19 protein-coding genes are annotated in these 25,427 nt (G+C 70.1%); 4 read left to right on the top strand and 15 right to left on the bottom strand.

Annotated features, from left to right (window positions below; all coding sequences use genetic code 11):
* Nucleotides 1-7 precede the first annotated feature (7 nt).
* From H483_RS26330 to H483_RS26305, 6 genes are read right to left on the bottom strand one after another with little or no spacing between them, the layout of a single operon-like run.
* Entirely contained in the window at nucleotides 8-1,657 is a 1,650-nt protein-coding gene (locus tag H483_RS26330; RefSeq protein WP_017836283.1) for an AMP-binding protein, read from the bottom strand.
* Nucleotides 1,658-1,711: 54 nt separating this feature from the next.
* On the bottom strand, nucleotides 1,712-2,572 hold the full coding sequence (locus H483_RS26325; protein WP_017836282.1) for a CoA ester lyase: 861 nt from the start codon (nucleotides 2,570-2,572) through the stop codon (nucleotides 1,712-1,714).
* Nucleotides 2,569-3,078 carry a MaoC family dehydratase gene (locus tag H483_RS26320; RefSeq protein WP_017836281.1) on the bottom strand — a complete coding sequence of 170 codons (510 nt, stop codon included), beginning with the start codon at nucleotides 3,076-3,078 and terminating at the stop codon, nucleotides 2,569-2,571. The genes H483_RS26325 and H483_RS26320 overlap by 4 nt, the downstream gene beginning before the upstream one ends.
* Nucleotides 3,079-3,095: 17 nt before the next feature.
* Complete coding sequence (locus H483_RS26315; RefSeq protein WP_017836280.1) at nucleotides 3,096-4,241, bottom strand: acyl-CoA dehydrogenase family protein; 1,146 nt, start codon at nucleotides 4,239-4,241, stop codon at nucleotides 3,096-3,098.
* Entirely contained in the window at nucleotides 4,234-6,336 is a 2,103-nt protein-coding gene (locus tag H483_RS26310; protein ID WP_017836279.1) for an acetyl/propionyl/methylcrotonyl-CoA carboxylase subunit alpha, read from the bottom strand. Before H483_RS26310 ends, H483_RS26315 begins: the two co-directional genes overlap by 8 nt.
* A gap of 8 nt (nucleotides 6,337-6,344) precedes the next feature.
* Nucleotides 6,345-7,979 (bottom strand): carboxyl transferase domain-containing protein, encoded by a 1,635-nt coding sequence (locus H483_RS26305; protein ID WP_017836278.1) that lies wholly within the window; start codon nucleotides 7,977-7,979, stop codon nucleotides 6,345-6,347.
* 295 nt (nucleotides 7,980-8,274) lie between these two features.
* On the opposite strand from H483_RS26305, the gene H483_RS26300 reads away from it, so the two are divergent.
* Nucleotides 8,275-8,565 carry a DUF1540 domain-containing protein gene (locus tag H483_RS26300; RefSeq protein WP_017836277.1) on the top strand — a complete coding sequence of 97 codons (291 nt, stop codon included), beginning with the start codon at nucleotides 8,275-8,277 and terminating at the stop codon, nucleotides 8,563-8,565.
* Between the two features lie 20 nt (nucleotides 8,566-8,585).
* On the opposite strand, the gene H483_RS26295 is transcribed toward H483_RS26300, so the two are convergent.
* A complete protein-coding gene (locus H483_RS26295) occupies nucleotides 8,586-9,248 on the bottom strand; it encodes a hypothetical protein (RefSeq protein WP_017836276.1) in 663 nt (220 codons plus the stop codon).
* 131 nt (nucleotides 9,249-9,379) lie between these two features.
* On the opposite strand from H483_RS26295, the gene H483_RS26290 reads away from it, so the two are divergent.
* Nucleotides 9,380-10,858, top strand: coding sequence for an amidase (locus H483_RS26290; RefSeq protein WP_017836275.1), 1,479 nt, complete (start codon nucleotides 9,380-9,382; stop codon nucleotides 10,856-10,858).
* A gap of 3 nt (nucleotides 10,859-10,861) precedes the next feature.
* Here H483_RS26290 and H483_RS26285 read toward each other — a convergent pair whose 3' ends face one another.
* A complete protein-coding gene (locus H483_RS26285) occupies nucleotides 10,862-11,341 on the bottom strand; it encodes an Lrp/AsnC family transcriptional regulator (protein WP_017836274.1) in 480 nt (159 codons plus the stop codon).
* Between the two features lie 167 nt (nucleotides 11,342-11,508).
* Here H483_RS26285 and H483_RS26280 point away from each other — a divergent pair, with 167 nt between their 5' ends.
* Nucleotides 11,509-15,135 carry an indolepyruvate ferredoxin oxidoreductase family protein gene (locus H483_RS26280; RefSeq protein ID WP_017836273.1) on the top strand — a complete coding sequence of 1,209 codons (3,627 nt, stop codon included), beginning with the start codon at nucleotides 11,509-11,511 and terminating at the stop codon, nucleotides 15,133-15,135.
* On the opposite strand, the gene H483_RS26275 is transcribed toward H483_RS26280, so the two are convergent.
* The 6 genes from H483_RS26275 to sucC form a co-directional block, all read right to left on the bottom strand.
* Nucleotides 15,101-15,694: a TetR/AcrR family transcriptional regulator gene (locus H483_RS26275; protein ID WP_017836272.1), complete on the bottom strand. Its 594-nt coding sequence runs from the start codon at nucleotides 15,692-15,694 to the stop codon at nucleotides 15,101-15,103. The two genes, H483_RS26280 and H483_RS26275, sit on opposite strands and share 35 nt — an antisense overlap.
* A gap of 38 nt (nucleotides 15,695-15,732) precedes the next feature.
* A complete protein-coding gene (purH, locus tag H483_RS26270; RefSeq protein WP_017836271.1) occupies nucleotides 15,733-17,325 on the bottom strand; it encodes a bifunctional phosphoribosylaminoimidazolecarboxamide formyltransferase/IMP cyclohydrolase in 1,593 nt (530 codons plus the stop codon).
* Nucleotides 17,322-17,945: a phosphoribosylglycinamide formyltransferase gene (purN, locus tag H483_RS26265; RefSeq protein WP_017836270.1), complete on the bottom strand. Its 624-nt coding sequence runs from the start codon at nucleotides 17,943-17,945 to the stop codon at nucleotides 17,322-17,324. Before purN ends, purH begins: the two co-directional genes overlap by 4 nt.
* Before the next feature lie 60 nt (nucleotides 17,946-18,005).
* Nucleotides 18,006-19,499, bottom strand: coding sequence for a DUF6350 family protein (locus H483_RS26260; RefSeq protein WP_238556246.1), 1,494 nt, complete (start codon nucleotides 19,497-19,499; stop codon nucleotides 18,006-18,008).
* Between the two features lie 123 nt (nucleotides 19,500-19,622).
* Entirely contained in the window at nucleotides 19,623-20,525 is a 903-nt protein-coding gene (gene sucD, locus H483_RS26255; RefSeq protein WP_017836268.1) for a succinate--CoA ligase subunit alpha, read from the bottom strand.
* 21 nt (nucleotides 20,526-20,546) lie between these two features.
* Nucleotides 20,547-21,713: an ADP-forming succinate--CoA ligase subunit beta gene (gene sucC, locus H483_RS26250; RefSeq protein ID WP_017836267.1), complete on the bottom strand. Its 1,167-nt coding sequence runs from the start codon at nucleotides 21,711-21,713 to the stop codon at nucleotides 20,547-20,549.
* A 483-nt stretch (nucleotides 21,714-22,196) separates the two neighbouring features.
* Here sucC and H483_RS26245 point away from each other — a divergent pair, with 483 nt between their 5' ends.
* Entirely contained in the window at nucleotides 22,197-22,904 is a 708-nt protein-coding gene (locus tag H483_RS26245; RefSeq protein WP_238556245.1) for a M23 family metallopeptidase, read from the top strand.
* A gap of 34 nt (nucleotides 22,905-22,938) precedes the next feature.
* Here H483_RS26245 and H483_RS26240 read toward each other — a convergent pair whose 3' ends face one another.
* Nucleotides 22,939-25,389 (bottom strand): UvrD-helicase domain-containing protein, encoded by a 2,451-nt coding sequence (locus H483_RS26240; RefSeq protein WP_017836265.1) that lies wholly within the window; start codon nucleotides 25,387-25,389, stop codon nucleotides 22,939-22,941.
* Between the last annotated feature and the right edge of the window lie 38 nt (nucleotides 25,390-25,427).

Genomic DNA, 25,427 nt, shown 5'->3' with positions numbered 1-25,427 from the left:
TGGGCTGTCAGGCGATGCCGAGGATCTCGATCGCCGTCTTGCGCATGTCGACCTTGCGGACCTTCCCTGTGACGGTCATGGGGAACTCGTCCACCACGTGGACGTACCTGGGGATCTTGTGACGGGCCAGCTTGCCGGTCGCGAAGTCCCGGACCTCCTCGGCGGTCAGGTCGTCGCGTCCGGGCTTGAGCCGGATCCACGCCATCAGTTCCTCACCGTACTTCGGATCCGGGACCCCGATCACCTGGGCGTCGAGGATGTCGGGGTGGGTGTAGAGGAACTCCTCGACCTCACGCGGGTAGATGTTCTCGCCCCCGCGGATCACCATGTCCTTGATGCGGCCGGTGATCCTCACATAGCCGTCGGCGTCCATCTCCCCGATGTCGCCGGTGTGCATCCACCCGTCGGCGTCGAGTGCCTCGGCGGTCTTCTCCGGCTCGTTCCAGTACCCGATCATCACGCTGTAGCCCTTGGTGCAGAACTCCCCCGCCTCGCCGCGCGGCAGGGTCTCACCCGACTCCGGGTCCACGATCTTGATCTCGAGGTGCTGACCGACCCGCCCCACGGTGGTGACGCGGCGGTCCAGCGAGTCGTCGGCCCGGGTCTGGGTGGACACCGGGGAGGTCTCGGTCATGCCGTAGCAGATCGAGACCTCCTCCATGTTCATCCGGTCGATCACCTGACGCATGGTCGCCTCCGGACAGGGCGAGCCCGCCATGATGCCGGTCCGCAGGGAGGACAGGTCGTAGGAGTCGAAGTCCTCGAGCGCGAGCTCGGCGATGAACATCGTCGGCACGCCGTACAGGCTCGTGCACTTCTCCTGCGCGACCGCCCGCAGCGAGGCCGCGGGGTCGAACGCGGGCGCCGGGATCACCATGCACGACCCGTGGGTGGTGCACGCGAGGTTGCCCATCACCATGCCGAAGCAGTGGTAGAAGGGCACCGGGATACAGACCCGGTCCACCTCCGAGTAGTTGATCGTCTCCCCCACGAAGAACCCGTTGTTGAGGATGTTGGTGTGCGAGAGGGTGGCGCCCTTGGGGAAGCCGGTCGTGCCCGAGGTGTACTGGATGTTGATGGGATCGCCGGCTCCGAGACCCGCACGGATCCCGGCCAGCTCGTCGGCGTCGGTGGGCCCCGACATCATGGACTCCCACTCCTCGTCGCCGAACAGCACCACCACCTCCAGGTCCGGGCAGTTCGGCTGGACCTGGGACAGCATGCCGGTGTAGTCCGAGTCCTTGAACTGAGGCGCGGCGACCACGGCCTTGATCCCCGCCTGAGTGAGCACGTACTCGAGCTCGTGGACCCGATAGGAGGGGTTGATGTTGACCAGCACCGCCCCGATCTCGGCGGTGGCGTACTGGATCATCACCCACTCCCAGCGGTTGGGGGACCAGATCCCCACGCGGTCGCCGGTCCGGATCCCGAGCCGCAGCAGACCCGAGGCCAGGCGACGGACGTCGGCGTGGAACTCCGCGTAGGTCCACCGGCGTCCGGCCTGCACGTCGACGAGGGCGTCGCGGTCACCGAATCGCGCGACCGTGGCGGCCAGGTTGTCGGCGATCGTCTGCGTGAGCAGCGGGACGTCGGTGTCCCCCCGGGTGTGGGAGAGCGCGGGGTCCAGTGGGGTGGAATCGAGATCGGAGGTGGTCATCTCGGTGCTCCTTGGCGGTCTGTCGGGGTGTCGGGGTGTCGAGGTGTCGGGGCGTTAGGTCGTGGCGGCCGCGGCGCGACGCATCGTCGCCTCGGCCTGACGGAAGACGGGACCGTCGACCATGCGGCCGTCCAGCCGGAAGACGCCCTGGTTGCTCCGGGCGGCGTCGAGAACCTTCCGGGCCCAGGCCACCTCGTCGTCGTCGGGCGCGTAGGCCTGTCGCACCACCGCCACCTGGGACGGATGGATGCAGGCCGTGGCCACGAAGCCCAGGGCGACGGCGTCGAGCGCCTCGGCGCGCTGACCGGCCTCGTCGGCGATGTCGAGGTGGACCGAGTCCACCGCCCACCGACCGAAGGCGGCCGCGGCGAGCGCGACCTGCGCACGCGCGTGCCGGGGGACGTCGCGGTACTCCCCCGCGACCCGGGGGCCACCGGCCTCGACTGCCGAGAATCGGCTGGTCGACCCGCCCATGGCGGCCAGGAGGTCCTCGGCGCCCCACATCATCCCGGCGCAGCCGGGGGCGGCGGCGATCTCCCCGGCGCGGATCACTCCCAGGGGGGTCTCCACCAGTGCCAGGACCGCCGCGCCGATGGCGGCGTGGACGTCGGCGACCTGGGCCGCCGACTCGGTCTTGGCGAGCATGACGCAACGGTAGCCCGTGGCGGCGAGGGCCTCGAGGTCCGCGGAGTGGTCCTCGGTGTCGACGGGGTTGACGCGGACGATCGTCCGCTCCGGATCCAGGTCGGAGGCCACGAGCGCCTCCCGGGCGGCCGGTCGCGCGTCCGGGGCGACCGCGTCCTCCAGGTCGACGATCACCACGTCCGCCCGCTCGGCCGCCTTGCCGTACCGCTCGGGGCGGTCGGCCGGGCAGAACAGCAGCGCCGGGCCCGGCGGGATCCAGGCCGGGGTCATGCCGTTCCCTCCCCCACCTGGTCGGCCGGACGCTTGCGAACCAGCGTCTTGCGGACGGCTCTGGCCACCACGTCACCGTGCTGGTTGCGGCCGATGTGCTCGAGCGTCACGATGCCCTCTCCCGGCCGCGACTTCGACTCCCGTTTGTCAGTGCACACCGTCTCGGCGTAGAGGGTGTCGCCGTGCAGGACCGGCTTGGGGAAGGTGACCTCGGAGAACCCGAGGTTGGCCACGATCGTGCCCTGGGTGAGCTGCGCGACCGACAGCCCGACCAGCGTAGACAGTGTGTGCATGGAGTTCATGAGCCGCTCGCCGCCGAAACCGGGCTGCTCGGCCGACCACGCGGCGTCCAGGTGCAGGGCCTGGGTGTTCATCGTGAGCGTGGTGAACAGGACGTTGTCCGTCTCGGTCATGGTGCGCCCCGGGCGGTGGAGGTACGCCGTGCCGACCTCGTACTCCTCGAACCACAGTCCGCGTTGGACGACCTCTTTGCGCTGGTCCGTCATGGCCTCAACCTTCTCACTCACAACCCGAGTCCCCGCGCGATCAGCATGAGCTGCACCTCGGTGGTGCCCTCGCCGATCTCGAGGATCTTGGAGTCGCGGTAATGCCGTGCCACCGGGTACTCGTTCATGAACCCGTAGCCGCCGTGGATCTGGGTGGCGTCCCGGGCGTTGTCCATGGCCGCCTCGGAGGAGACCATCTTGGCGATGGCGGCCTCCTTCTTGAAGGGCTTGCCGGCCAGCATGAGGCGAGCGGCCTCGTAGTAGGCGCAGCGCGCGGTATGGGCGCGAGCCTCCATGCGGGCGATCTTGAAGGCGATCGCCTGGAACGACCCGATCTTCTGGCCCATCGACTCGCGCTCACGCGCGTACTTGACCGATTCGTCCACACACCCCTGCGCGGCGCCGGTGGCCACCGCGGCGATCGCGATGCGGCCCTCGTCGAGGATCGACAGGAAGTTCGCGTACCCGCGCCCCTCCTCCCCGAGCAGGTTCTCCGCCGGGACCCGCACGTCGGAGAAGGTCAGCGGATGGGTGTCGGAGGAGTTCCACCCGACCTTGTCGTAGGCCGGCTCGACCGTGAAACCGGGCGTGCCGGACGGGACGATGATGGTCGAGATGGCCTTCTTGCCGTTATCGCGGACGCCGGTCACGGCGGTGACGTTGACCAGCGACGTGATGTCGGTGCCCGAGTTGGTGATGAACTGCTTGTTGCCGTTGACCACCCACTCGTCGCCGTCCCGCTTGGCGGTGGTCCTGGTCGCTCCTGCGTCCGACCCAGCACCGGGCTCGGTGAGCCCGAAGCCCGCGAGCGTCTTCCCGGCCGCGAGATCGGGGAGCCAGGTGTTCTTCTGCTCCTCGGTACCGAAGTGGTAGATCGGCATCGCCCCGAGGCCCACGCCGGCCTCGAGGGTCATGGCGGTGGACTGGTCGACACGGCCCAGTTCCTCGAGGGCCAGGGACAGGGCGAAGTAGTCGCCGCCCATGCCGCCGAACTCCTCGGGGAAGGGAAGACCGAACAGGCCCATCTCCCCCATCCCGGCCACGATCTCGTAGGGGAACGTGTGGTTGCGGTCGTGCTCGGCCGAGGCGGGGGCGACCACCTTGTCGGCGAACTCGGCGACCGTCGACTTCAGGTCGGCGTAGTGCTCTTCCAACTCAGGCATTGCCTTCTCCTTCGGATTCCTCGGTGGAGGGGTCGGGGGTTGAGGGGTGGGGCTCGACCGTCGCGAGCAGGTGGTCGGCGGGCACCTGCTCGCCGGTGGTGACGTTCAGCCGGACCACGCCGTCGATCGGCGCGGCCAGGGAGTGCTCCATCTTCATGGCCTCGACGGCCAGGACGTTCTGTCCCGCGGTCACCTCGTCGCCGTCGGCGGCGAAGCACGCGATGACCGAACCGGGCATGGGGCTGAGGATCTGGCCGTCCGACATACCGGCGTCGTGGATCCGGGAGTCGATCAACGGGAGCAGCCGCAGGTCCCAGGTGCCGCCGTCCCCGGCGACCCAGTAGGTGTCCGATGATCTGGGGGCGGTCGAGCGCACCACGGTCCAGCGCTGCTGGGTGTCGTCGACGGTCAGTCGCAGCGACCGGCCGTCCCGGGCGACCCGGGCCCGGTGCCGCGAGGAGACCTCGGGCTCGGCCGTGGAGCCGATCGTGGCGTCGGTGATGGTCACCTCGGCGTCGTCGGGTGTTCCCCTGAGACCGACGGTGACGGCCGCCGATCCCGGACCGGAGTCCAGCCGGGTCCACACCTCGGCGCGCCCGCCGACCCGCCAGCCGTTGGGGACGTCCCACGGCCCCCGCCGGGCGGCCGGCACGCGGGCCCAGCGCTCCTCGGTGCGGTGCATGGCCACCGCGACCAGGGCGCCCTCGGGCGCCGGGGTCGCGGTGTAGTCGTCGAGAGTCCGGTCGAGTAGTCCTGTGTCGAGGTCACCGGCGACGACCTCCGGCTGGGAGAGCAGGAACCGGCAGAAGTCGATGTTGGTCCGCAGGCCCAGCACGTGGGTGTCGGCGAGCGCGGCGTCGAGCCGGGCCAGCGCCTCGGCCCGGTCGGCGCCGTGGGCGATGACCTTGCCGAGCATCGGGTCGTAGTCACTGCCGACGACCGTGCCGACGCGCAGGCCGGAGTCCACGCGGATGCCGTCGCCCGCGGGTTCCTCCAGCCCGAGCACGGTGCCGCCAGTCGGAAGGAAGCCCTTGGCCGGGTCCTCCGCGTAGACGCGGGCCTCGATCGCGTGACCGGTGAGCGTCACGTCCTCCTGGCGCAGCGTCAGTTCCTCGCCCGCGGCGATGCGGACCTGCCAGTCGACCAGGTCCACGCCGGTGACCATCTCGGTGACCGGGTGTTCGACCTGGAGCCGGGTGTTCATCTCCATGAAGAAGAACTCGTCCGGGGCGTGGGCCGAGACGATGAACTCGACCGTGCCCGCACCCACGTAGCCGACCGAGCGGGCCGCGTCGCACGCGGCGGCACCGATCCGCTGGCGGGTGACCTCGTCGAGCAGCGCGCTGGGCGCCTCCTCGATGACCTTCTGGTGGCGGCGCTGCAGCGAGCACTCACGCTCTCCCAGGTGGATGACGTTGCCGTGGGTGTCGGCGAGGACCTGGACCTCGATGTGTCGCGGGGTGTCGACGAACCGCTCGAGGAACAGGGTGTCGTCGCCGAACGCACCCGCGGACTCGCGTCGGGAGGAGTCGAGCGCGGCGCGCAGGTCCTCGGGTCGCTCGACGCGTCGCATGCCCTTGCCGCCGCCGCCCGCAGACGGCTTGACGAGGACCGGGTATCCGACCTCGTCTGCGCCGGCCACCAGTTCGTCGTCGGTCAGTCCCGGCCGCGAGATCCCGGGCACGGTCGGCACGTCCCGGGCGGACACCGCCGCCTTGGCGGTGATCTTGTCCCCCATGGTCTCGATGGCGGTGGCCGGTGGCCCCACGAAGATCAGGCCGGCCTCCTCCAGCGCCCGCGCGAACCGGGAGTTCTCCGACAGGAACCCGTAGCCCGGGTGGACCGCCTGCGCGCCGGTCCGGCGGCAGGCGTCGATCACCTTGTCGATGTCGAGATAGGACTCCGAGGCCTGCGCCGGGCCCAGGCGGACCGCCGCGTCGGCCATGCGCACGTGCAGGGCGTCGGCGTCCGCGTCGGAGTAGACGGCGACCGAGCGGATCCCCGCTGCCCGCAGGGAGCGGATCACGCGGCAGGCGATCTCCCCGCGGTTGGCCACCAGAACGGTGTGGAGTTTCTGGGACAGTTCCTCTGACATGGGGCTACTCACATCCTGAAGACGCCGTTGTTGACCGGCTGGAGGGGGGCGTTGGCGGCGGCCGCGAGGGCCAGACCGAGGACGGTGCGGGTGTCGGCGGGGTCGATGATCCCGTCGTCCCAGAGGCGGGCTGTGGAGTAGTAGGCGGTGGACTGCTCCTCGAACTGCTCGCGGATGGGCGCGGTGAACTCCGCCTGCTGCTCGTCGGTCCACTCCCCGCCCGACTTGGTCACCTGCGCGGCGCGCACCGAGGCGAGGGTGTCCGCGGCCTGGGGCCCGCCCATCACGGCGATCCGGGCGTTGGGCCACATCCACAGGAATCGCGGCGAGTAGGCGCGGCCACACATGGAGTAGTTGCCGGCGCCGAAGGACCCGCCCACCACGATCGTGAACTTGGGCACGCGCGCGCACGCCACCGCGGCGACCATCTTGGCGCCGTTCTTGGCGATGCCGCCCGCTTCGTACTGACGACCGACCATGAAGCCGGTGATGTTCTGGAGGAAGACCAGCGGGATCTTGCGGCGATCACACAGTTCGATGAAGTGCGCGCCCTTGAGCGCGGATTCGGAGAAGATGACGCCGTTGTTGCCGATGATCCCCACCGGATGACCGTGGATGTGGGCGAACGCGGTGACCATCGACGTGCCGTAGTCCCTCTTGAACTCCGTGAACTCGCCACCGTCGACGACGGTCCCGATGATGTCGCGCACGTCGTAGGGCTGCCGGGAGTCCACCGGGACCAGGTCGTAGAGGTCCGTCTGCGGACGCACAGGTTCGCGGGGCTCGAGGACCTCCCAGTCCGGCTCGGGGGCCGGCGGGCAGGTCGCGATGATCTCGCGGACCTTCATGAGTGCGTCATAGTCGTCGTCGGCGAGGTGGTCCACCACACCCGAGGTCTTGGCGTGCAGGTCGCCGCCTCCGAGCTCCTCGGCGGTGACCTCCTCGCCGGTGGCGGCCTTCACCAGCGGCGGACCGGCGAGGAAGATCGTGCCCTGGTTGCGCACGATCACGGCCTCGTCGCTCATCGCGGGGACGTAGGCGCCGCCGGCGGTGCACGACCCCATCACCGCGGCGATCTGCGGGATCCCCTGGGCCGACATGGTGGCCTGGTTGTAGAAGATGCGGCCGAAGTGGTCCCGGTCGGGGAACACGTCGTCCTGCTGGAGCAACATCGCTCCGCCCGAGTCCACCAGGTAGATGCACGGCAGGTTGTTGGCCAACGCCACCTCCTGGCCGCGCAGGTGCTTTTTGACGGTCATCGGGTAGTAGGTACCGCCGGAGACGGTCGCGTCGTTGGCGATCACCAGGCACTCGCGGCCCGACACCCGCCCGATCCCGGCGACCACGCCGGCGCCGGGCGCCTTGCCCCCGTACATCTCCTCCGCCGCCAGGGGTGACAGCTCGAGGAACGGGCTACCCGGATCCAGCAGCACGTCGACCCGCTGGCGCGCGAGGAGCTTGCCGCGCTCGAGGTGCCGGGCCCGGGCCTTCTCGCCGCCGCCCATCGCGGCCCGCTCGAGGCGGTCGCGGAGGTCGGCGAGCAGCTCCTCGTGCGCCTGGCGGTTGGTGGGCGGGTTGTCGGTGGACGAGCTGTCGGTGGACGAGCTGTCGGTGGACGGGCGATCGGTGGTCGCGGAAGACATCAGCGCCGCTCCCTTTCAGTTAAGTCGGATTAACTGAGTTCGACCATAGTGCCCTGGCTCACAGATGTCCAGAAGGCGGCACGACCCGGGCCGACGGGAGCTCGACAGCGCGGCATGACCGGCCGGGAGATCACGGATGAACCCGGAGCAAAGAGCAGGTCAGGTGCTAAGGCTAACCTGACCTAGCACAGGCTCTCCTTGCTTGCAAGTCGGCGCGACCGGGGGTTGACTCGGTGGCACCCGACCGGATCGACTCACCGACCGGATCGACTCACCGATACGAGGAGCACCCGACATGGCCACTCTGACCGGAATCAGCAACTGCACCGTCACCACGTGCTCGTTCAACGCCGACGCCGACTGCACGGCACCGGCGATCACCGTGGCGGGATCACCCGACCACGCCGAGTGTGGGACGTTCATCTCGCTCGACGTGCGGGGCGGACTGCCCACGGCGACCGCACACGTCGGCGCCTGCCAGCGCGTCGAGTGCACGCACAACAAGGATCTGCTCTGCTCGGCGGAATCAGTGAAGATCGGCTCCGGCGCCGACACCGCCGATTGCCTGACCTACTCCCCGGCCTAGGAGTTCACCGGCCTAGGGGTTCAGCTCGCCCGGGCCACGTACTGGCCCATCTCGCGGACCACGTCCCCCAGGCTCTGCGCCCGGGTCATGAACGGCAGGTGCACGACATCGGCGTCGCGCCCGAGCGCGGTGAGCAGGTGCAGGCCATCGGGGTCGACGCCCAGGACGAACGGCGGATGAGCCGGGTCGCCCGACCCGGCCAGGATCGCCAGGTGCTCTCCGAAGCGCGCCCGTATCTCGTCCGCGAGGCCGGGCGCCTCGGCGGCCAGCGGGTCCGAGGGAACCGAATCCAGGTCGCGCGCGTGGACCGTCCCCTGGTGCCCGAGCCGACGCACCTGCAGGTCACCGAGGTCGATCTCGATCTCGACGACCCAGCCCTCACCCTGGCGCGCGGACCGCGCGACCCCGAAACCGTACAGGCTGGCCACGTGCACCTTCGCCTCCACGATGGGGGCGAACTCGTCGATCATCACGACCACCTCGACCGACGACCCCGGCTCCACGATCAGGCCCGACCACGGTGCGGGAGCCCCGGTGACCACGATGGAACCACCACCGACCCAGCGGTGCTGTGCGGAGACCATCACATCCGAGCGGTTCCGGGTCCCCCGGACGGCGACTGTGGCGACGCCCGACCCGTCCAGCAGTCGTCGGGCGCCGTTCTCGATCGGATTCGGTGCCATCGTTCACCCTCCACGGGTCGCCTACGGCGAGGTCTCGACGGCGAGGTTTAGGTGACCCTCGCCTAACTTAGGTACCCCTAAAGTGCCTGAGTCCCCCGGTCGCTGTCAAGCGGAGGCCCTAGAGTGGTGCCGTGACCGACACCACAACCGACGCCACCGGCAACCCGGGCCCCGCCCTCTCCCCCACCGAGATGCCGCGCCGGGTGCACGCCTTCCGGGACGACGCGCTCGGATACGACGACGCCTCGGCCCTCGCGGAACGTGTCCGCAGCCGGGAGGTCTCACCCACGGAGCTGATCGAGGCCGCCATCGATCGGTGCGCAGCGGTCGACCCCGTACTGGGAGCCCTGGTGCACACCGACTACGAACGCGCGCGTCACCGGGCGTCCTGGGTCCGGGACTCCCACCTGTCGGCCCCGCTCGCCGGCGTCCCGTCCGCATTCAAGGACGCGGTCCGGGTGGAGGGCCTGCCCATGACGCTCGGATCCTCGGCGGTGCCCACCCGGCCCGCCCTCCACGACGGCCCCTACGCACCCCTGTTCCGTGCGACCGGACTCATCCCGCTGGGAACGACCGCGATGCCACCCTTCGGCTGGACCGCCGCCACCGAACGGCAGGGAGGTCTCGTCACCCGTAATCCGTGGGACACCGGCCGCACCAGCGGGGGGTCGTCGGGAGGATCCGCCGCACTCGTGGCCGCCGGCGCGTTGCCGATCGCCCACGCCAACGACGGTGGCGGCTCTATCCGGATCCCTGCGGCGGTCACCGGGCTCGTCGGGTTCAAACCCAGTCGCGGCAGGCACCCCGACGAGGAGTTCTCGGCGAACATGCCGATCCCGATCATCTCCCAGTCCGTGGTCTCCCGGTCCGTGCGCGACACGGTGGCCTTCCTGACCGCCTTCGAGGCCGGGCACCGTCCGGTGGGGGTCCCGCCGCTGGGTGCGGTCTCGCCGACACCCACCCGGCGGTTGCGCATCGGCCTGGTCGAGCACAGTCCCGCGGGCGATCCGACCGATGCCGCCACCCTGGCGGTGCTGCGGAAGGCCGCCGACCGGCTGGAGGCGCTGGGCCACGAGATCGTGCCGACGCCCGCGCCGGTCCCGTCCTCGTTCCGCGAGGACTTCATCGCCTACTGGGGCCTGCTCGCGCTGGCCACGTCCTCCGGTGGGCGGGGCATGTTCAGCCCCGAGTTCGCGGCGGATCGGCTTGATCCGTTCACGATCGGCCTCGCCGCGATGGCCCGGCGGTCCCTGCCCTCGCTCCCGGTGCACCTGTTCCGCCTCTATCGGGCCAGGCGACGGTTCGACTCGGCGTTCGGCGATCTCGACGTGTACCTCAACCCCGTGGTCAACCACGAGACCCCGGAGGTCGGGTACCTGGACGCGGACCTGGACTACGAGACCCACCTCCAGAGGGTGTCCGACTGGGTCACCTTCACCCCCCTCCAGAACATCGCGGGGTCGCCCGCCGTCTCCCTCCCGGCCGGTCGGGCTCCGGACGGCCTGCCCATCGGCGTGCACCTGTCGTCGAGGATCGGTCACGACCGCCTACTACTCGAACTCGCCTCCGAGTACGAGGAGGCCTACCCGTTCGACCGCATCTGGGAGTGACACTCACTCGTCCAGGAGCTGGGCGACCCGCGGGCCGACCCGGCGGCGCAGCACCACCTCCGTGCGGGTCCGCAGGACGCCCGGCGTGGAGATGATGGCGCTGAAGACCTCCTCGAGATGCGCGTGATCGCGGGCCACCACCCGGCAGACCACGTCGAACTCCCCCGCCACACTCATCACCTCGAGCACCTCTCGTACCTCGGCGAGCCCGGAACAGGTCGCCTCCAGCTCGGCCTGCGCCATCTGGATGTGCACCAACGCCGAGAGCGGGTACCCGAGCGCCGCCGAATCGAGGGTCGGCGCCCACGACGCGATCACTCCCCGGGCCTCGAGCTTGTCCAGCCTGGCCTGTGCGGTCCCTCGCGCCACCCCGAGGCGGCGGGAGAACTCGCGGACCCCGACCCTGGGGTCCGCCAGGACGACCTTCAGGAGTCGTCGGTCGGTGTGGTCCAGAGCGGAAGATGCGTGGGGAGCCGAGTCCATGTGCCCATCATAAGGTGCGATCCGTTGAACACAGTGCCTAACGACCTACGCCCCAGAGGCGCCGGAGTGCACACCCTGTTCGGCACAACACTGACCACGTGACGCGCATCACGCGCGCGCCTAGCCTGGAGTCGTATCTCGATTCTCTCGAAGGCCAGGTGTGACCGATGACCTCTCTTCTCGGACCCACGAGCGGTACCCAGGACGACCCGCGTGACCCGCGGGCGGACGCCACCTCGTTCTCCCTCTCCGACCGCTACACGCGGGAGAGCGGGACGGTGTTCCTCACCGGCATCCAGGCACTGGTCCGCACGGTCCGCGACCGCGCGCGCCTGGACCGCCGGCAGAGCCTGCTCACCGCCAGTCTCGTCAGTGGGTACGAGGGCTCCCCACTCGCCGGCTACGACCTCGAGCTGGCCAGGCGCGGGACGTTCCTCGACCCGTTCGACGTGGTCCATCGTCCCGCCCTCAACGAGGAGGCCGCCGCGACGGCCGTCATGGGGTCGCAACTCGCGCGACGCACGGGCACCCTTCGCGCGACCGCCAACACCGGCGGCGCGCCCCTGCAGGGCGTCGTCGGGTACTGGTACGGCAAGGCCCCCGGCCTGGACCGCGCCACGGACGCGATCCGCCACGCCAACCTCATCGGCACCGACCCTCACGGGGGTGCGGTGGCCTTCGTCGGAGACGACCCCGGGGCCAAGTCCTCGACGGTGCCCTGTTCGTCGGAGCTCGCGCTGGCAGACCTCTTTCTCCCGACGCTTTATCCCGCGGACTCCCAGGACGTGCTGGACTTCGGCGTCCACGCGGCCATCCTCTCCCGCGTCTCGGGCCTGTGGTCGGCCGTGAAGATCTCGTCGCACGTGGCGGACGCGTCGTCCACGGCGCTGGTCGACCCGGATCGGATCCTGCCCGTCTACGGCGACCTGGGGACCAGCCCCCACGTGCCCTCGGGCCAGTTGCTCGGGTCCAGCCTCATGGAATTGGAGCAGAACCAGCTCACCACCCGCATCCCGCGGGCGCTGGAGTACGCACGGCTCAACGGACTCAACCGGATCGTCCAGTCGACCACCGACGACCGGATCGGCATCGTCGCCGCAGGCAAGAGCTACCTCGACGTCCGCGAGTCGTTGCGCAAGCTGGGTCTGGACGATTCCGAACTCGCCCGGCGCGGCATCCGGATCCTCAAGCTCGGCATGGTCTACCCCATGGAGCGCTCGGTCCTCGACGAGTTCATGTCCGGCCTCGACGAGGTGATCGTGGTGGAGGAGAAGCGGGACTTCATCGAGACCATGATCCGCGAGATCCACTTCCGACGCGCGGACGTCGCGAATGTCGTGGGCAAGACCCACGAGGACGGCTCCACGCTGTTCAGCCGGTTCGGCGAACTCGACGTCGACGCCGTGACCCGCGGTCTGGCGCAGCGGCTCGGCCGCGTCCACGGGATCGAGTCGGCGCTCGCCTGGCTCGACGGCCCCGGCCGGGGCCGCGCGCGCATCGCCCTGCCCTTGGCCACCACCCGCACCCCCTACTTCTGCTCGGGCTGCCCGCACAACAGTTCCACCAAGGTGGCGGACGGAACGCTCGTGGGCGGTGGCATCGGCTGCCACGCGATGGTGCTTCTGATGGACGAGGAGCAGGTCGGCACGGTCACCGGGGTCACCCAGATGGGCGGCGAGGGCCTTCAGTGGACCGGTATGGCCCCGTTCCTGACCGAGAACCACCTGGTGCAGAACATCGGCGACGGGACGTTCATGCACTCCGGCTCGCTCGCCCTCCGCGCGGCCGTGGCCTCAGGCGACAACATCACCTACAAGCTGCTCCACAACGGCACGGTCGCGATGACGGGTGGCCAGGACCCGGTCGGCCAGATGACCCTGCCGGAGATCCTGCGACTCCTTCAGGCGGAGCGGGTCGCCAAGATCGTCGTCACCACCGATGACGTCAGGGCCACGAGATCCCAGGGGCTGCCCCGCGGCATCGAGGTCCGCGACCGTCGCGACACGCTCGAGGTCCAGAAGGAGCTCGCCGCGGTCCCCGGTGTGACCGTGCTGGTCCACGACCAGTTCTGCGCGGCCGAGAAGCGCCGCCACCGCAAGCGCGGCACCTACCCCACCCCGGCGGAACGGGTGGTGATCAACGAACGCATCTGCGAGGGTTGCGGCGACTGCGGCAAGAAGTCCAACTGCCTGTCGGTCCATCCGGTGGAGACCGAGTTCGGCCGGAAGACCCGGATCGACCAGTCGACCTGCAACCTCGATTTCTCCTGCCTGGAAGGCGACTGCCCCGCCTTCGCCACCGTGGTGCCGGGAACACGGAGCGAGCGTGTGGCGACGGCGCCCGAGCTCGACGCGTCGGCCCTGCCGGAGCCGATCAGGGCCGAGGTCGACGCGGGCCGGGGCTTCTCACTTCGCCTGACCGGTATCGGCGGTACGGGGATCGTCACCGTGTCCGCTGTCCTGGCGACCGCCGCCGTGCTCGACGGCAACGCCGCCCGCACCCTCGACATGACAGGACTGGCGCAGAAGGGCGGCGCGGTGGTCTCCGACGTGCGGGTGGCCCGGACCCCGATCGAGCAACCCCCGAAGATCGGCGCCGGCGACTGCGACCTCTACCTGTGTTGTGACGGCCTCGTGGGCGCGGACGACGCGAACCTCAAGGTCGCCCACCCGGACCGCACCACCGCGGTCGTCTCCACCACCCGGATCCCCACGGGCTCCATGGTGATCGACACCGCCGTGCACTACCCGTCCGGCGCCGACATCCAGGCCTCCATCGATCGGGCCTCGAGGCGGGGCGTCTACCTGAACCCGGGTGAGATCACGGAGAACCTCTTCGGCTCCACCCAGGCCTCCAACATGATCATGGTGGGGGCGGCCTACCAGAGCGGGGCGCTACCGATCTCCGCGCAGGCCATCGAGCGGGCCATCGAGCTCAACGGTGTCGCGGTGGCGGCGAACCTGCAGGCGTTCCGCCGCGGGCGCCAGGCCGTCGCGGACCCGAAGGCCCTCGGCGCGCTGGTCGCCGATCTGCACCGCCCGGTGACCACGGCGACTCCGGACCTGCACGAGCCGTCCCCCGCCGCGCACCGCCTGCTCACCGGCCTGGGCCCGGACGCCTCCGACGAGCTCCGGGCGGTCGTCGCCCTGCGTGTCGACGAACTCATCGGCTTCCAGAGCGAGGCCTACGCGGCCGACTACGTGCGCAGGGTCGAAGACCTGCGGGCGGCCGAGGCGCTGTCCGGGACCGGCGGCGAGCGGCTCACCCTGACGGTGGCCAGGAACCTGCACAAACTCATGGCGTACAAGGACGAGTACGAGGTGGCCCGGCTGGCCGTCGACCCGGAGTTCGCGGCCCGACTCACCGAGGAGTGGGGCGAGGGGGCCGTCCCCAAGCTCAAGCTGCACCCGCCGGCCCTGCGCGCGATGGGGATGAAGCGCAAGATCGCGATCGGCCCGAAGGCCATGCCCGCCATGAGGGCACTGGCGCGGATGAAGCGCCTGCGCGGCACCCCACTCGACGTGTTCGGCTACGCCCACGTCCGCAGAGTGGAGCGCGAGCTGTTGGCCGAGTACCGCGATGTGGTCCGGCACCTGACCACCGCCCTGCAGCGCACGGGCCCCGTCGGCCGGGATGCCGCCTGGTACGACACCGCCGTCGCGCTGGCGGATCTGCCCGACATGGTGCGCGGATACGAACACGTCAAGCTGGACAACGTGGAGCGCTACCGCGAGGAGCTCACCCGGATGCTCAGCGTGCTCAGGACCGCAGTGCCGCCGACGCCATCGCGGTGAGGACGCGCCGCAGTTCGGCCTCGGCCATGGACGGCAGCCGCGGACTGGAGTTGAGCAGTCCGAACACCGCGTGCACATGAGCCCGCGCGTCCACGGCGGGCAGCTCCGGGCGCAGACCCATGAGAGCGTCGACCCACATCTCGGCGTACTCGCGCTGCAGGTTACGCACCTCGTGGCGCGGCCCAGCGGGCAGTGCGCCGAGGTCGCGGAACTGCACGCTGATGAGATCCGGTTCGGTCGCGACGAAGTCCACATGGACCCCCAGGAGCGCGTCCAGCACCTCGGCCGGGTGTCCGCCCTGCTTCACCGCGGCGCGCCCACCGTCACGCAGGCGGCGCGAGATGTCGAGCAGCATCTCGGCGAGCACGTCCTCCTTGGAGGAGAAGTACCGGTACATGCCGGGCCCCGAGATGCCCACCTCGGCGCCGATGTCGTCCAGGCGCACCGCGTGAAAGCCCCGCCGTGCCATGAGCCGGGCCGCGGCGACGAGGATCTCATCGCGGCGGCGGGCCTTGGCCTGGGCGCGGGGGGTCAGCGTCACGGCGTCCTGCTGGTCCATCTGCCCCCTCGCTATCTACGACACCGTTTCCGGCGGGCTCAGTGGAAGAAGTGCCGGGCGCCGGTGAAGTACATCGTGATCCCGGCCTTCTCGGCGGCTTCGATCACCTCGGCGTCGCGGACGGACCCGCCCGGCTGCACCACCGCGCGCACGCCCGCCTCGGCGAGCACCTCGAGCCCGTCGGCGAACGGGAAGAACGCGTCCGACGCCGCCACGGCCCCGACCACCCGCTCCCCCGCGCGCTGCACCGCGAGTCGGGCGGAGTCGACGCGGTTGACCTGGCCCATGCCCACGCCGACGGTCGCACCGGCCTGCACCAGCAGGATGGCGTTGGACTTGACCGCGCGGCAGGCCCGCCACGCGAACAGCAGGTCGCGCAGGGTCTGCTCATCGGCGTCGTCGCCGCAGGCCTTGGTCCATCCCGCGGTCACGTCGCCGTCGGCGTCCAGCGAGTCGCGCTCCTGGACCAGGACGCCACCGGAGATCTGCTTGCGCTCGAGTTCCCCCTGCGCCGGCGGGTTCGCCTCGAGGATCCGAATGTTCTTCTTGCGCTGCAGTATCTCCACGGCACCGTCGGCGTAGGAGGGCGCGATGATCACCTCGGTGAAGATCTCGGCGACCTGCTCGGCCATCTCCAGACTGACCTCACGGTTGGCGGCGATCACCCCGCCGAACGCGCTGACGGGGTCACAGTCGTGGGCGGCGCGGTGGGCCGCGGCGATGTCGGCGTCGATCGCGATGCCGCACGGGTTCGCGTGCTTGATGATCGCCACGCACGGCTCGGCGTGGTCGAAGGCGGAGCGCCAGGCGGCGTCGCCGTCGACGTAGTTGTTGTAGCTCATCTCCTTGCCGTGCAGCTGCACGGCCTGGGCCAGGCCGGGCGCGGCGGCGGAGTCGGTGTACAGGGCCGCGCGCTGGTGCGGGTTCTCCCCGTAGCGCAGGGTGGCGGCCAGGTCGAGGCTCTGCCCCTGCCACACCGGGAACTCCTCGTCGCCGCTCTGGGACTGTTCCGGGGACTGGGACTGGGACTGGGACGAGGTCTGCTCCGTCATCCAGGTGGCCACCGCGACGTCGTAGGCGCCGGTGTGGCGGAAGGCGGCGGCGGCGAGCCGACGGCGCTGCTCCAGCGGGAACCCGCCCGCGGCCACCGCCTCCAAAGCCTCGCCGTAGCCGGCCGGGTCCACCAGCACCGCGACGGACGGGTGATTCTTGGCGGCCGCGCGGACCATGGACGGACCACCGATGTCGATCTGCTCCACGCACGCGTCGTAGTCCGCGCCGGAGGCGACGGTGTCGGTGAAGGGATAGAGGTTGACGACGACGAGCTCGAACGGCTGCACACCGAGATCCGCGATCTGCTCGAGATGCTCGGGCTTGCGCGTGTCGGCCAGGATGCCGGCGTGGACCCGCGGGTGCAGGGTCTTGACCCGGCCCTCCAGGCATTCCGGGAACCCGGTCAGCGAGTCGACCGGCGTCACCGCCACCCCGGCGTCGGCGATGCGCTGGGCGGTGGAACCGGTCGAGACGATCTCGACCCCGGCAGCCGCCAGACCCCGGGCGAGTTCCTCGAGCCCGGTCTTGTCGTAGACGCTGATGAGCGCACGGCGGACGGGCCTGCGGGAGTCGGTCACGATAGGTGCACCTTTCGACCTTCGATGTGGAGTCGGCCACGGGCGGCGGCCTCGAGGATGTCGACGAGCAGCTCGCGCTCGACGATCTTGATTCGTTCGTGGAGGGAGGACTCGGTGTCGTCGGAGAGCACGTCGACAGCGCACTGGGCGACTACCGGGCCCGTGTCCACCCCCGCGTCGACCAGGTGGACGGTACATCCCGTGACCGTCACCCCGTAGGCGAGCGCGTCCCGTACCGCGTGCGCACCGGGGAAGGATGGCAACAGGGCGGGGTGGGTGTTGAGCACGCGGCCGGCGAACTCCTCGAGGAACGCCTCACCGAGGATTCGCATGAAGCCCGCTGAGACGATCCAGTCCGGGCGCATCCCACACACGGCCTCGGTCAGCGCACTGTCCCACGCCGAACGGTCGGGATGGTCGGCGGGACGGATGACGATTGTGGACAGGCCTGCGTCCTCGGCTCGCGACACGGCCTCGCAGTGACGATCGGAGACGAGGCCGACGACTCGGTACGGGCAGTCTGACCCACCGGCGGAGTCCAGCACGCTCTGCGCGAGCGTCCCGGCACCGGAGGCCAGGAGCACGACCCGGCACGGGGCCCCGGACTCGGCACTGACCACGTCCTACGCTCCTGCCCGTCGATCCAGCTGCCCGCCGCATTCCCGGGCTCGGGTGGCAGTCTAGTCGGCGGCTCTCGGCCCCTCCTCAGCGCTCTCCTCGGCGCTCTCCTCGGGGCTCTCCTCGGCCGTCCCGGAATCGCCCGCGTCGGCACCGCCCTCAGCCGCGTCGGCTGGTTCTTCGACCGGGCCGGCAGGCGCGAGGTCCGCGCCGTCATCCTCCCCGGCCGACACCTCATCGCCCTGAGCCGCGACATCGTCGTCGGCCCCGGCGGCATCGTCGGGCTCGGCCGGGTCCTCCGCCACGCCATCGGCCTCGGCCACGGCCACGGCCACGGCGGCATCCTCCACCCCGGCGCGGCGGCGGCGACGCTCGAGTTCGCTCTCCGCGCGCTCGCGGCGTCGCGTCAGGCCCGCGAGGGACAGCGCGATCGTCGCGGACCCGATCACACCGAACAGGGCGAGCGCGGTCCCCGCGGCGATCAGCGAACCGGTGCCCACCGTGCCGAGCACTCCGAGTTCTCCACCGGCCACGACCGGGCTGAGCACCATCACCAGTGCGACGATCGCTGCGGCCAACCACGCGGCCTTGACCGCGTCTGCGGTGGTGCGGAACCAGTGCGCGACCGCGCGCGCGAGCCCGGCCGCCACGAGCACCGTCACCAGCAGGAGCCCCTGCACCACCCAGTGCGGGTCCGTCGTCGGCAACGCCGCCGCGAGCGGAACCTCGGGCATCGGACCCCGGGACACGGCGAACAGACTGTACGACGCCTCACCGAGGTGAGCCTCCCCGCCGACCGCGAGGGTGGCCGCGGCCATCACGACATTGGGCAGGTAGGAGATGGAGATCGCCGCGAGCGCGGCGGTCCCCGTGAAGTCTTTCCCGATCTCGAGGACCGAACCCACCGGCCCCCACGCCGCCACGAGTCCGATCAGCAGGAGGAGCGCGGCGATCGCCCAGACGGCCGCCACGAACGCAGCACCGAGATGGATCCCGCCGCGCACCCACACCGGCAGGACTTCCCGCAGGTCCCGTCGGAAGTAGAGCCAGACCCCCAGCCCCGATCCGAACAGCGCCACCGTCACCGTCCACAGCAGTGCCGCGGTCAACGAGGACTCTCTCACGGCGAAGTCCGAGCCCGCGGAGCCGACCAGCAGGGTCGCCAGCCCCGTCATCAGCAACCCCGCGAGTGTCACCCCCGCCACGGCCGCGCCGGCCTCGCGCGCCCCCGGCTCCTCGATGTCGCCCAGTACGGCGCGGGTCTGCCGGGCCAGCACCGCCACGTAGATCAACGGCGGCAACAGTGGCAGAAAGCCCAGGGACACCTCGTCCACGGTGAGGGGCACCCTGTTGACCACCAACCACTCCACGGCCACCACGGCGAACAGCGAGTCGAACCCCCGGGCGCTGAACACCAGCACGGCCAGGGTGAGCGCCGTCAGCACCAGCACGGAGACGATGACGGGCAGCGCGGCGGCAGCCGCCGTCCACAACAACGATCGGGCACCCGCCGGGGTCCGTCTCGCGGCGGGCCGGATGACACGTGGAGGGCTCACGCTGCCACCGTAGAGAACCCTCAACCCGCGGTACCCCCGGCACGCCGCGACCCCCGCCATCCGGGATGACGGGGGTCGGTCAGCGCGTGCTCGCGGCGGCCCCTGCGGACCACCACGGGCGGATCACAGGGCGTCGAGGATCTCCTTGGCGAGCTGCGCGGTCTCGGACGGCGTCTTGCCGACCTTGACGCCCGCGGCCTCCAGGGCCTCCTTCTTGGCCTGCGCGGTGCCCGCGGAGCCGGAGACGATGGCGCCGGCGTGGCCCATCGTCTTGCCCTCGGGGGCGGTGAAGCCCGCCACGTAGCCGACGACCGGCTTGGTGACGTTTGCCTTGATGTAGTCGGCGGCACGCTCCTCGGCGTCGCCGCCGATCTCGCCGATCATCACGATGACCTTGGTCTCCGGGTCGTTCTCGAAGGCCTCGATGCAGTCGATGTGGGTGGTGCCGATGATCGGGTCGCCACCGATGCCGATGGCGGTCGAGAAGCCGTAGTCGGCGAGCTCGTACATCATCTGGTAGGTCAGGGTGCCCGACTTGGACACGAGCCCGACCGGGCCCTTGCCCGCGATGTTGGCCGGGGTGATGCCGACCAGCGACTCGCCCGGCGTGATGATGCCCGGGCAGTTGGGCCCGATGATCCGGGTCTTGCCACCCTTGGCGAGGTTGTAGTTCCACGCGGTGGCGGTGTCCAGCACGGGCGCGCCCTCGGTGATGACCACGGCGAGCGGGATCTCCGCGTCCACGGCCTCGATGATGGCGTCCTTGGTGAAGGGCGGCGGGACGAACAGGATCGTCACATCCGCGCCGGTGGCCTCCATGGCCTCTTTGACGCCGCCGAAGACCGGCAGCTCCACGTCGTTGCCGTTCGCGTCCTTGTGGGACACGGTGGTGCCGGCCTTGCGGGCGTTGACGCCGCCGACGATCTGGGTGCCGGCCGCGAGCATGCGGGCGGTGTGCTTGCTGCCCTCGCCGCCGGTGATGCCCTGGACGATGACCTTGCTGTCCTTGTTGAGGAAGATCGACATGTGTGTGAGGTCCTCTGCTTCTTACTTGGCGGCCAGCTCGGCGGCCTTGTCGGCGCCGGAGTCCATGTTGTCGGCCAGGGTGACGAGCGGGTGGTTCGCGTCGGCGAGGATCTTGCGACCCTCCTCGACGTTGTTGCCGTCGAGACGGACGACGAGCGGCTTGTTGGCCTCGTCGCCGAGGATCTCCAGGGCCTTGACGATGCCGTTCGCGACGGCGTCGCAGGCGGTGATGCCGCCGAAGACGTTGACGAACACGCTCTTGACCTGCTCGTCGCCGAGGATGACGTCGAGACCGTTGGCCATGACCTCGGCCGAGGCACCGCCGCCGATGTCGAGGAAGTTGGCGGGCTTGACGCCACCATGGCTCTCGCCCGCGTAGGCGACGACGTCGAGGGTCGACATGACCAGGCCGGCGCCGTTTCCGATGATGCCGACCTGCCCGTCGAGCTTGACGTAGTTGAGGTCGTTCTCCGCGGCCTTCTGCTCGAGCGGATCCGTGGTGCCCGCGTCGGAGAAGTCCTCGAAGGACTCCTTGTGGCGGAACTCCGCGTTCTCGTCGAGGGTGACCTTGCCGTCGAGCGCCAGGATCTCGTCGTTCGGGGTGCGGACGAGCGGGTTGACCTCGACCAGCGTGGCGTCCTCCTTGACGAACACCTCGTAGAGCTTGGCGATCGTCACCGCGGCGGCGTCGAGCACCTCCTCCGGGAGGTGGCCGGCCTTCGCGATCTCGCGGGCCTTGGCCTCGTCGACACCGACCGTGGGATCGATGTTGATGCGGGCGAGGCGGTCCGGGGACTCCTCGGCGACCTGCTCGATCTCGACACCGCCCTCGACCGAACACATGGCCAGGTAGTTGCGGTTCGCGCGATCGAGGAGGAAGGAGATGTAGTACTCCTCGGCGATGTCGCTGGCCTCGGCGACGAGCAGCTTCTTGACGATGTGGCCCTTGATGTCCAGGCCCAGGATGTCCTCGGCCCGGGCGCGGGCCTCCTCGGCGTCCTCCGCCAGCTTGACGCCGCCGGCCTTACCGCGGCCTCCGACCTTCACCTGTGCCTTGACGACGACAGGCTTGCCGATCTCGGCCGCGACCTTCTCGGCCTCCTCCGCGGTGTCAGCGACGCGCCCCGGGGTGGTGGGCACGTCATGCTTCGCGAAAAGAGCCTTTGCCTGGTATTCAAAGAGATCCATCAGCTCACCATCTTGACGTGGGTAGATTCGCCCGGCCCTGTTGTAAAGCCGAGTCCTTCCTCATCCTAGGCGCGGGGTGTGTCGCCCGTCGCACACTGGGGGTAGCCGTGTGTGTCCGGTCACATGCGCGCGGGGCCATGCGGGTACCGAAACCACCACTCGAGACCCGAGCATTAACTCCAAACCCCTTGATCACTGGAGTCACACCAGTGTGATCCACCCCTCCCACGCCAGCGGTGCATGACCTTGCGGCGCCGTTGCCGGTCCGTTACCTTGGTGGACGTCTTGATCACGGAAAGATCACAGCACGACCTCAGAGGGGAAACGCCACCGGTGAAGAACGAGTCGCAGCACGTACCACCCGCGGCTCCTGTCGTTGTACCCGCATCCGGTGCACACGCGGGGGGACGTCACCGCCTCCCCTCACCTCCCCACGCACTGCGTGGTCGCGCTGCCGTGCTGGCCGTCGCCGCCGGAGCCGCCGTGTCAGCAGCCTCTGCGGGCTCGGTCATGGATGTCGCGGGCACCCACTCCGCCGAGGCGAGCGACATCGCCCTCCTCGCCAACGGCGAGGCAGCCCCGGCGACCGGTACGCCCGACGCTCCGTCCTCGTCCACTTCCGCGACTCCCTCCCTCCCCGAGCCGCTGGTCGTCTCGGCCTTCGACTCGACCGCGGAGAACGCACAGTCGGCCATGCTCTACGCCGGCACGGAGATCAACACCCAGCGTGAGATCGCCGAGGAGCAGGCACGTCGTCCGAAGGTGGCTCTTCCCGCCGAAGGCACCTTCACCTCGGGTTTCGGCATGCGCTGGGGCGCGATGCACGCGGGGATCGACATCGCCAACGCCAACGGCACGCCGATCCTCGCGGCCACCGACGGAGTGGTGATCGATTCCGGCCCCGCTCAGGGTTTCGGGAACTGGATACGGATCATGTCCGACGACGGCACGATGACCGTCTACGGCCACATGGAGTCACTCGACGTCCGCGAGGGCGAGCGCGTCTACGCCGGCCAGAAGATCGCGGGCATGGGCAACATGGGCTTCTCGACGGGCTCGCACCTGCACTTCGAGGTCCTGCTCGACGGGTCCCAGCACATCGACCCCGTCATCTGGTTGGCCCAGCACGGCATCTACCTCGCGGGCGCAGGAAGCGTGGAGGGTTCGACCTCCAGCCCCTTCGGCAGCTGACCCCCTCGGCCCAGTCCCCCTCGGCAGGCCCCCACTAGAGCTTCTGCATCGGGACTCCCCCGATCAGCATCAGGCGCACCTTCCCGGACGCGCCGAAGTCGATTGTCGCCGTGGCACGCGGACCGCTCCCTTCGCACGTGAGCACCTTTCCGAGCCCGTACTTGTCGTGCGTCACCCGATCCCCCGGCGCCAGTTCCAGGGTGGGCGCGGAGGACTTCGCCCGAGGGATTCCGGACGAGCGTCCGCCACCGGAGCCGAACCCGCCACCGGAGCTGCCTCCGAAGCGCCGCCGCGGGGCGTACGAGTCGTCGTCCCCGAACCCGGCCCCGCCGGCGGGCTCCTCCCGCTGCCACTCGATCGCCTCGGAGGGGATCTCCTCCAGGAACCGCGACCCCGGGTTGGTCATGGGCTGGCCCCACGACGAGCGCATCATGGCCCGCGTCAGGTACAGACGCCGCCGGGCGCGGGTGATGCCGACGTAGGCCAGCCGCCGCTCCTCGGACAGCTCCGCTGGATCGCCCAGCGCCCGCATGTGCGGGAACAGTCCGTCCTCCATGCCGACGAGGAACACCACCGGGAACTCCAGGCCCTTTGCGGTGTGCAGGGTCATGAGTGTGACCTGCCCCTGGTCCTGATCGGGGATCTGGTCGGCGTCCGCCACCAGGGAGACCCGCTCGAGGAAGGCCGCCAGCGAACCGGGCTCGGCGAGCCCCTCGTCCAGATCGGCCGGACCGTCCGGATCGGCGTCGCCGAAACCCTGCTCCCGCGCCGACCGCTGGAGCGCGGCCTCGGAGGAGAACTCCCGGCCCACACCCACCAGCTCGTTGAGGTTGTCCAACCGCGCCGCGTCCTGCGGGTCGTTGGAGGCCTCCAACTCGGCGCGATATCCGGTGCGCTCCAGTACGGCTTCCACCAGGGCTCCGACATCAGGGGCCGAGTCATCGCCCCCGGGGTGGCCGGAGCCGGCCATCCGCCCACGCAGCTCGTCGAGCAGCGAGACGAACCCCGCGATCGCCTTGACCGAGCGCGTCGGCAGGAGCGCCACCCTTCCCTCGGCGGCGTCCCGCAGGGCCTCACCGAAACCGATGGCCCGCTGTTCGGCGTGGACCACCACACAGGCCTCCGCGCGGTCGCCGATCCCCCGCCGCGGAGTGTTGAGGATGCGGCGCAGGGCCACCGTGTCGTCCGGGTTGGCGAGAACCTTGAGGTAGGCGACCACGTCGCGCACCTCCTTGCGCTCGTAGAACCGGGTGCCCCCGACGACCTTGTAGGGCAACCCCAGGCGGACGAACACGTCCTCGATCACGCGGGAGGAGTTGTTGGTCCGGTAGAACACCGCCACGTCGGAGTACCCGACCACCCCGGAGTCCACGAGTCGATCGATCTCACCGGCGATGAACCGCGCCTCGTCGTGTTCGTTGTCCGCCACGTACCCCACGAGCAACTCGCCGGTTCCCTCGTCGGTCCAGAGGTTCTTCTCGCGCCGGCCCGGGTTCCGGGAGATCACCGCGTTGGCGGCGGAGAGGATCGTCTGGGTCGAGCGGTAATTCTGTTCCAGCAGGATCGAACGGGCGTCCGGGTAATCGTGCTCGAAGTCCTCGATGTTGCGGATGGTGGCCCCGCGGAAGGCGTAGATGGACTGGTCCGCGTCTCCCACCACACAGAGTTCGGCCGGAGGGACGCCCACCTCGTCGTCGTCGGACGCCGTGCCGCCCACGAGGGTGCGAACCAGGACGTACTGCGCGTGGTTGGTGTCCTGGTACTCGTCCACCATGACGTGGCGGAACCGCCGCCGGTAGTACGCGGCGACCTCCGGGTGCGCGCGTAACAGGGCGACGGTCTCACCGATGAGATCGTCGAAGTCGAACGCGTTGGCCGCCTGCAGCCGCGCCTGGTACTCGGTGAACACGGCGGCCACGGTCTGCGCGGTGCGGTCCGAGTCCTTGAGCGCCCGGTCCATGGCTTCAGCCGGGTCGCGCAACTCGTTCTTGTGATTGGAGATGGCCGAGGCGAGCATGCGCGGGGTGAACTTCTTGACTTCGAGCTGCTGCTCCTTGGCGATCATCCCCAGCAGACGCCGGGAGTCGTCCGAGTCGTAGATCGTGAAGTTCGAGTTGCGGGTCCCGAGCAGCGCGGACTGGGCCCGGAGGATGCGCACGCAGATCGAGTGGAAGGTGGCCACCCACATCCGCTCGGCGTGCGGGCCGACCAGGGCCGCGACGCGCTCCCGCATCTCCGCCGCGGCCTTGTTGGTGAACGTGATGGCCAGGATCTGCCCCGGGTGCGCACCGCCCTCGGCCAGCAGGTAGGCGATCCGCCGCGTGAGCACGCTGGTCTTGCCCGACCCCGCGCCCGCGACGATCAGCAGCGGGCCGCCGCGGTGGGTGACCGCGGCGGCCTGCTGTGGGTTGAGCCCGTCAAGGAGCGCTGAGTGGGCTGAGTGGGCCGAGTGCTGGCGGGCGGGGGCGGAGGCGGTGTCGGTCATCGTGGGTCCAATCTACCCACCCGGTCCGACATGGCCCG

It is taken from the genome of Dietzia sp. UCD-THP (assembly GCF_000349585.1).
In the GTDB taxonomy this organism is placed as follows: Bacteria; Actinomycetota; Actinomycetes; order Mycobacteriales; family Mycobacteriaceae; genus Dietzia; species Dietzia natronolimnaea_A.
This window is presented reverse-complemented; position numbering and strand designations above follow the sequence as displayed.